Origin of the sequence: Okeania sp. SIO2B9 (genome assembly GCF_010672505.1) — a bacterium.
Taxonomy (GTDB): Bacteria; Cyanobacteriota; Cyanobacteriia; order Cyanobacteriales; family Microcoleaceae; genus Okeania; species Okeania hirsuta.
Map to the genome: position 1 here is coordinate 1 of NZ_JAAHGK010000241.1, position 7,263 is coordinate 7,263.

The 7,263-nt window shown below is 37.7% G+C and carries 7 protein-coding genes; 3 read left to right on the top strand and 4 right to left on the bottom strand.

What is annotated here, in order from left to right:
• The 3 genes from F6K13_RS11045 to lptB form a co-directional block, all read left to right on the top strand.
• Positions 1–264, top strand: a 264-nt coding sequence (locus F6K13_RS11045) for a hypothetical protein (RefSeq protein WP_353735653.1), incomplete at its 5' end; no start/stop codon positions are given.
• A gap of 93 nt (positions 265–357) precedes the next feature.
• Positions 358–873 (top strand): LptA/OstA family protein, encoded by a 516-nt coding sequence (locus F6K13_RS11050; RefSeq protein ID WP_124145170.1) that lies wholly within the window; start codon positions 358–360, stop codon positions 871–873.
• 514 nt (positions 874–1,387) lie between these two features.
• Positions 1,388–2,116 (top strand): LPS export ABC transporter ATP-binding protein, encoded by a 729-nt coding sequence (lptB, locus tag F6K13_RS11055; protein WP_124145171.1) that lies wholly within the window; start codon positions 1,388–1,390, stop codon positions 2,114–2,116.
• 508 nt (positions 2,117–2,624) lie between these two features.
• Here the strand turns inward: lptB and F6K13_RS11060 are convergent.
• The 4 genes from F6K13_RS11060 to F6K13_RS11075 form a co-directional block, all read right to left on the bottom strand.
• Positions 2,625–3,404 carry a PP2C family serine/threonine-protein phosphatase gene (locus tag F6K13_RS11060; protein ID WP_124145172.1) on the bottom strand — a complete coding sequence of 260 codons (780 nt, stop codon included), beginning with the start codon at positions 3,402–3,404 and terminating at the stop codon, positions 2,625–2,627.
• Positions 3,405–3,804: 400 nt separating this feature from the next.
• Positions 3,805–4,467: a VWA domain-containing protein gene (locus F6K13_RS11065; protein WP_124145173.1), complete on the bottom strand. Its 663-nt coding sequence runs from the start codon at positions 4,465–4,467 to the stop codon at positions 3,805–3,807.
• Positions 4,468–5,198: 731 nt separating this feature from the next.
• Positions 5,199–6,476, bottom strand: a complete 1,278-nt coding sequence (gene serS / locus F6K13_RS11070; protein ID WP_124145174.1) for a serine--tRNA ligase — start codon at positions 6,474–6,476, stop codon at positions 5,199–5,201.
• A 397-nt stretch (positions 6,477–6,873) separates the two neighbouring features.
• A complete protein-coding gene (locus tag F6K13_RS11075) occupies positions 6,874–7,113 on the bottom strand; it encodes a hypothetical protein (protein ID WP_124145175.1) in 240 nt (79 codons plus the stop codon).
• Positions 7,114–7,263: the final 150 nt, after the last annotated feature.

Consider the following 7,263-nt stretch of genomic DNA (forward strand, 5'->3'; position numbering starts at 1 on the left):
TATTTAAGCCAAGCAGTACAATTAGTTAAACAAGTTGCTAATGAGTTAAAAAATGATGCAGAGTGGGGAGATAAAGTTTTAGATTCTGCCAGTGTTTTAGGTGTCAATAGTGTTTCTCAAACTGAAGTAGAATTTATGATTAGAATGAAAAGTATACCAAGAGAACAATGGAATGTAGCCCGTGAATTTTGCTACAGGTTGAAACAAATTTTTGAGTTGAAAAAGATTGCCTTTAATGCCACAATATCTTCAAAATATAGATAAGTCCCTTCAGTTTCCTGTAAAATAATACAAGTACCTAACTTTTACCCAAGAGTCAAGACAATAGAATCCTTGACAACTTTCACCAAATTAAAAATGATACTAAACAAAAAAATATCAAAATTACTGATCTTAAAAGGACTTGCCCTAATCATACCTTTGGCTGTAAATGCTGTAACATATCCTACATCTGCCCAAATTAATCCTAACCCACCCCCAAATAATCAAAACTCCTCAGGGCGCACTATGACTGTTCGCTCCGACATTCAAGAAGCAGACTCTCGAACAGGAGTTGTTACAGCTCGTGGTAATGTCCAAATTAACTATCCAGCTCGCCAAATTCAAGCCACAGCAGCTCAAGCTCAATACTTTAGTAGAGAACGTCGAATTGTCCTCAGTGGAGATGTATTTATCCTACAGGAAGGCAATACAATTCGTGGAGAAACAGTTACCTATCTCATAGATGAAGGACGCTTTATTGTTCTACCTCAGTCTCAAGGGCAAGTAGAATCTGTATATTTAGTGCCTACAGGTGAAGATGCAGATGGGGGAAGCAATGTTACTGCTCCATTCAATCCAAAACCCGCCTTTAAAAGTCCAATAAGCCCATAACTATATTATATATAATTAAAAATTATCGCATATTACAAATTAATGTGGTGTGCCTGATTTTTTGTATCTGTTCTCTGTTCCCGAAAACTCTAGAAATCTTTACACAGCAAACTACCAAACAAAATTGTTTGTATAGCAGAAGGAAAAAGTAAGAAGTTTTATTCCCAAGTTTGTAGCTATTTCATAAGTCAAATACAGTAATGGCGACTGCTATATATCTACAAAATACTCAGGTATATTTTCTTTTTCCTGTTAAGGTTTTCCGTACCTCCAAGTATTAAATGAATTTTGCACAGGTAATAATATGATTGACAATAATAATATTTTGTGTATATTGAAGCAGCCTGGAATTGGTAAGATATTTGTTGTTTCTAAAGCTTAGGAATGAGGATTTTATTATCTACATAAGTTGAATTGCTTAAGCTCCCTATTGTGTGAGTGCTTTAAAAAAATCTGGACTTTATTTAATTCTTATTCCTTAGTTAATCTTTGAGAGCTGGCTTCTAACCCAAATATGAAAATTGTTCTTGAGAATATTCATAAAAACTATGGTAAACGTGCCATAGTTAGCCGAGTTAATCTATTCATTGCCCAAGGAGAAATTGTTGGCCTACTCGGTCCTAATGGCGCAGGTAAAACCACTACATTCTATATCGCTACAGGTATAGAAAAACCCTCCCTTGGCACTGTCTTTTTAAATGAGTTAGATATCACAACTCTACCAATTCACAAGAGAGCAAAACTGGGTATTGGCTATCTAGCCCAGGAACCAAGTATTTTTCGCAACCTCAGTGTTAGAGATAATATTCTCCTGGTCTTGGAACAAACAAAAATTCCTCGTCGCCAGTGGAAAAAGTTCTTAGATTCTCTATTGTATGAGTTTCGCTTAGAAAAAGTTGCTTCTACTTTAGGTTCCCAAGTTTCCGGTGGAGAACGGAGGCGAACAGAACTAGCAAGAGCCTTGGCCTCTAGCAAAGATGGACTAAGATTTTTGTTTTTAGATGAACCATTTGCAGGAGTAGACCCAATTGCCGTTTCTGAAATTCAAAAGATTGTTGCCAAATTAAGAGAACGAAAAATGGGCATCCTTATTACCGACCATAATGTTAGAGAAACTCTAGAAATTACTGATCGAGCCTATATTATGCGCGATGGACAAATATTGGCATCTGGAACAGCAGAAGAACTTTATAATAATCCTTTAGTACGTCAGTATTATTTGGGTGATAAATTTAAGTTTTGAATTACATTCAAAAATTAATTATTAATTATTATCTATCCGTTTTGCAGGATAGGATTGGGGAAGATGATTTTTTTCTTTATTTATTCTTTAAATCAGAGGCTTTAAACCTTAATTATTCGGTAACATCAAATTTGGTAGCATTAGTATTATTCACTCTTAAGGAATAAGATGCGATAATTTTAGGAGCTAACAGCCTTTAGTCCCTATGGACGATATGACAATACAGAGAATTATATCACTCCAATTTCTCGGGAACCATAGCTGGCAGATTTGATCTAAGTAGACATCTCCACAAATCCAAAATAAAATCAATTATTATCCATAAACTGGAGAATACAAAGTTCTGTAAAAAACGGTTTGCTCTCAAGACTGAAAGTTTTACTGGGAAAGGCTTACAGCACCTACGCTCTGTGAATGGATAATTTTTAACCTTGAGTCAGTGAAACCCTTGACTAGCAATAGTTATTCCCAGAACTTTGCACTGTCTAGTCCATAAATTATCAATTATTTATTCCTGTTCCTTGTTAAACTGCGCTAATAACAAAGTTAAATCGTCATCAGTTCTACCTGTAACTTTAGGCGATCGCAAAAATTCTTCCAATTGTTTAGTCGCCTCTTGTTCATCTGTCACCACAGTCATAAACTTAAACAATGGTGCAAAAAACGGACAATGAGGCAACCCTCTTGGCATCTTCAAAGCCAGCATTTGTAACCCATCGGAAAAAATTGCTAAATGAAAAGGCTTTCCTTGCCAAATCTTGATTTGAGCAGCTTCCACACCTTGCTCTGAAATCAAAAAAGTTGTCTCATTAATATATTCTCCACTTTGAGGAGCAGTCAGCGGAAAGATATTTTCTTCACCATCTCCCACTACCGCCGCACCATCTCCAACCTGAGCAGCAATAGCAAACTCTGATGTCGCCACCACCAAAATCAAAGTTGCAGCAAACTCCCGTGCTTCAACCTTCCTCACTTGAGACTCAGCCAAAACTGCTGTTCTCGCGGCTCTCAAAGCATCAATTAATTGATACTGCCAATCAACATTATTATCTTTAGACAAAAAATGTTGTTGAGAAATAGTTTCTACTGCAGCACTGACAGCTATTTTCGCCCCTACCTCCCCAAAATTAGATGAACCAGCGCCATCAGCAACTGCTGCAACTAAAATACCTTCCGGTAAAATCTCCCAATGATTTGCATCCTGACATGGTTGTCCACGTTTTTTGTGACTCGTACCTGCCACTGACACCGATACCACTCGCCAATGACCTTGTTCTTCTGTTGACATAACCTAACTTTTGGTAACTTTCCTTATTTCATTTGTGCAAGATATTAGGTGTTCTGCTTTAGGTACTAATTGCTATAACACCTTCTTCTATAATTAACGAGCTATCAGCTTTTATCGCTCTGAGTTATTTCAGTTATCAGTTATCAGTTATCAGTTATCAGTACCTCTGCAATAACGAGGCTTGACATCAGGAATATGCTCTTTTTTTTATCCTCTTAAAAGGGGAGACTTTAAACCACAATTTTTCGGTAAAAATCCCCGGGTTCTTATCATCCAGATGGTTGAGGAGGAGTCGAAATCTCCTTTCGGTTCCGGAATTATCCGCAAACGGGGGTGTCTCAAAAAAAATCTGCTGACTGCTGAAAGCTGAAAGCTGAAAGCTGACCGCTGAGGTACTTCTTTAAACTGTTCCCCATCCAGGAGGAGGCAGGGCCACTTGTTCGTCAACTTTAGAGTGGGAAACCTGCTGCATACTGGCAGATAACCAAATAAACATTTCCCGAAAGTCAAGTCCTCTCAGTTTTAGCGGTGTTCTGAGCGCAATTTCTCCAAGCTTATCCATATTTGCCCCTTCTACACCCACTGCAAAAAAGGCAACGTGCTTGTTATCTTCTTCTTCTCTAATGCGCTCTGTTGCTTCCTTAACAACTTTTTCTGATTCACCTTGAGGTTCGCCATCAGTAATCAAAAAAATCCAAGGTCGATAGTAAGTTATGCCATTATTCCGATATTCTAACTTCCGAGCTGCAATCATATCCAGCGCTTTGTTAATAGCTGTACCCATGTAAGTTTGTCCTTGGGCTGTTAATACCGGGTTTTCAAATTGGTCTGCAGTGATAAACTCTTGCACAATTTTTATTTGGTTGTCAAAAGAAATAATTGCCACCTCTACTCGTTTTTTAGCTAAGTCATCGGTAATTAAATTATTTCTAAAAGTTTCTAACCCCTCATTCAAAGCTTGAATAGCGTTGCCTGTCATTGATGCTGAGGTATCCAATAGTAGGACACAAGGACAGCGGGGTTCAGGGTTTTCTGCAAATTCTACTGCTTCATCAAGTCTCATAGTAGTTTTTTGGCCTTATATTAACAATTTATATTTTTTATATTTGTTTTCTTTATCTCTGATTCTAGAACTATATTTCTAGTAACTTTGGATTAAATACAACTAACATTCAGATGACATAGTACACCATAAGGCATTTTCCGACTAATATGAAATACGTTAATGTTTGCTAGCAAAGATTGATGGGGAGATGGGCAGATAGGTAGATGGGGAGATAGGGAGATTAGTATATTTGCACAATTTTTTGTATTTCATATAATCAGGACTTGCGCAGTACCGCTACATATAGTGTATAATTTAGTCATTATTGCTGATATAACCACTATGATTGGTGCAGTTGCGTAAGTCCTGATAATATAACATCTAAAATGGATAGATAATCCTGGGTTGAAAGCTAGATGAATCAAAGTTTGTCCCAATTGATATTTCTATAACACTACGTCTTGTTGTTAGGACAATAAATTTGGGTTGTAGGAAAAAGAAAAATGTCCTATCAAAAAATGCCTGAGAGTCTGTCTGCAGAAGGAAATTACGTCAATGCCCTAAAAATGGCTATAACCCTTGGTAGTGAAGAATCAGGACTTAGGCAAAAACACTATATAGTGTTAAGCCTTAAGGATCTATCTGTATTGGCGATCTAAACTAGATTTCTCTTGACGATCGCCTGAACAACAAAATTCGTGAGTGTATTAAAAGTAGGGAGTGTATAATCACACCCTACCCGATCGCAATTATAAAAATTCACGTCCCATAAAAGCTTGCAAGACTTCCGGTATTTTCACACTACCATCAACCTGCTGATAATTTTCCAAAATAGCCGCCATAGTTCGTCCCACTGCTAAACCAGACCCATTCAGAGCGTGAACATACTGAGTGCCTTTTTTCTTTCCTTCCTTAAACCGAATATTTGCCCGACGTGCCTGAAAATCTTTCACATTAGAACAACTAGAAATTTCTCGATATGTTCCTGATGATGGTAACCACACCTCCAAGTCATAACACTTAGCCGCAGAAAAACCTAAGTCTCCAGTACACAATTCTATAATTCGATAAGGTAATTTTAGTGCTTGTAAAATAGCTTCTGCATCTGCCACCAATTTTTGATGTTCTTCTTCAGAGCGATCAGGATGCACAATTTTTACCATTTCGACCTTATTAAATTGATGGAGTCGGATTAACCCCCTTGTATCTTTGCCATAAGCACCAGCTTCTCGACGAAAACAAGGAGTATAAGCACAATGATAAATAGGTAGTTGTTCCGCAGTCAAAATTTCATCCCGATACAAGTTCATGGTTGAAACTTCCGAAGTAGGTATTAACCATAGATCGTCTGCTTCACACTTAAAACTATCCTCAGCAAATTTTGGCAGTTGACCTGTAGCTGTCAAAGACTGACTATTTACCAATAATGGGGCCATAACTTCAACATAGCCAACTTGAGTATGGCGGTTGAGCATAAATTGAATTATGGCACGTTCTAATGCTGCTCCTGCTCCCATTAATGCCACAAAGCGACTTTGAGCAATTTTTACCCCTCGTTCAAAGTCGAGAATACCTAGTTTTTCCCCAATTTCATAGTGGGGAATAATTTTTTGATTTTGGGGAATATATTCATCGCCCCAACGTTTGACTTCGATGTTTTCTGCTTCACTTTTTCCTAAAGGTGTAGACTCACTAGGCAAATTAGGAAGAGGTAAGAGCAAGGCTTCTATTTTGGCCTTTATCTCTTTTTCCCGTGGCTCTAGTTCGCTGAGTTGGGTTTTGATTTGATTTCCCTCATCTTTGAAAGCTTGAACTTCGGCACCCTTGGGGTCACTGCCTGATTTAATTTTTTCTCCTACCTGTTTACCGATCTGATTACTGCGAGCTTGGAGTTGCGATCGCTCTGTTTCCAGTTCTCGCTGTTGCTCATCCAATTCTAGAATTGGCTGTAAGTCGTAGTCTCCACGACGGTTGAGTAATTCTTGTACAGTTTGCAGATTTTCTCGAATTTGTCTAATATCTAACACAATTTCTCCCTAAGCCCTTAATTTATCCCACTTAACAGAATATTACTTTAGCTCAACTATTGTTCAAAAAGTCAAAATTTGAAAATCAAAAGTCAAAATCATAATATCTATAATTAATCTGTCAAAGCGAATCCCCACTGTTTTTGTCCGTAGGCAGTGATGACCACAATCTTGACACCAGTATTCGTGATGTCCTTTTCTGATATTAGTGCTTCCGCACGCTGGACATTGCAATTTTCTGAAAGTTTTATCAATCTTCATCGGCAACATAAATTTTGGTGTGAGGTCGATAGTTTATAGCAGTTTTCATTAACATAGAATACAGAGATTTTGGCTTAAAGGCAGAAGGCAGAGGGCAGAAGACAGAAGCAATGCAAGTCTACCTTTGTGAAAACCGCTATAAATATTCTTCTAAAAAGCTCTCTATGTCTCCAATATAAGTGCAGTGACTATTCATGTGTCGGAGAAGATTTTTATTCTTACGTCGAACTGAATTGCCTAAATTATTAATATCAACAGCATTTTTTCTAATTTGATTTTCAATCCGACCGATATACCGAAAAACAATCCAGCTACAACCTATCACAGAAAAAATAGTAGTAACCATGCCGACCGTCACAATAGTTTCTGGAGTCATTTATTAAAGACCAGTACCAATCTGGAGATGTTCAATATTTTAGAAATTCTGGTAGTTCTGAAGCTAGGAGTCAGTTATTACTATGGTGTCGGCAATGTATTGTTTATCCTCGGCATCGCCTGACCACTCTAGTTGGTAGGGAATTGGGGA

Excerpts from the sequence above, each read along its gene's own strand:
- F6K13_RS11050 (WP_124145170.1), top strand. The coding sequence starts at position 358 with ATGATACTAAACAAAAAAATATCAAAATTACTGATCTTAAAAGGACTT.
- lptB (WP_124145171.1), top strand. The coding sequence starts at position 1,388 with ATGAAAATTGTTCTTGAGAATATTCATAAAAACTATGGTAAACGTGCC.
- F6K13_RS11060 (WP_124145172.1), bottom strand. The coding sequence starts at position 3,404 with ATGTCAACAGAAGAACAAGGTCATTGGCGAGTGGTATCGGTGTCAGTG.
- F6K13_RS11065 (WP_124145173.1), bottom strand. The coding sequence starts at position 4,467 with ATGAGACTTGATGAAGCAGTAGAATTTGCAGAAAACCCTGAACCCCGC.
- F6K13_RS11075 (WP_124145175.1), bottom strand. The coding sequence starts at position 7,113 with ATGACTCCAGAAACTATTGTGACGGTCGGCATGGTTACTACTATTTTT.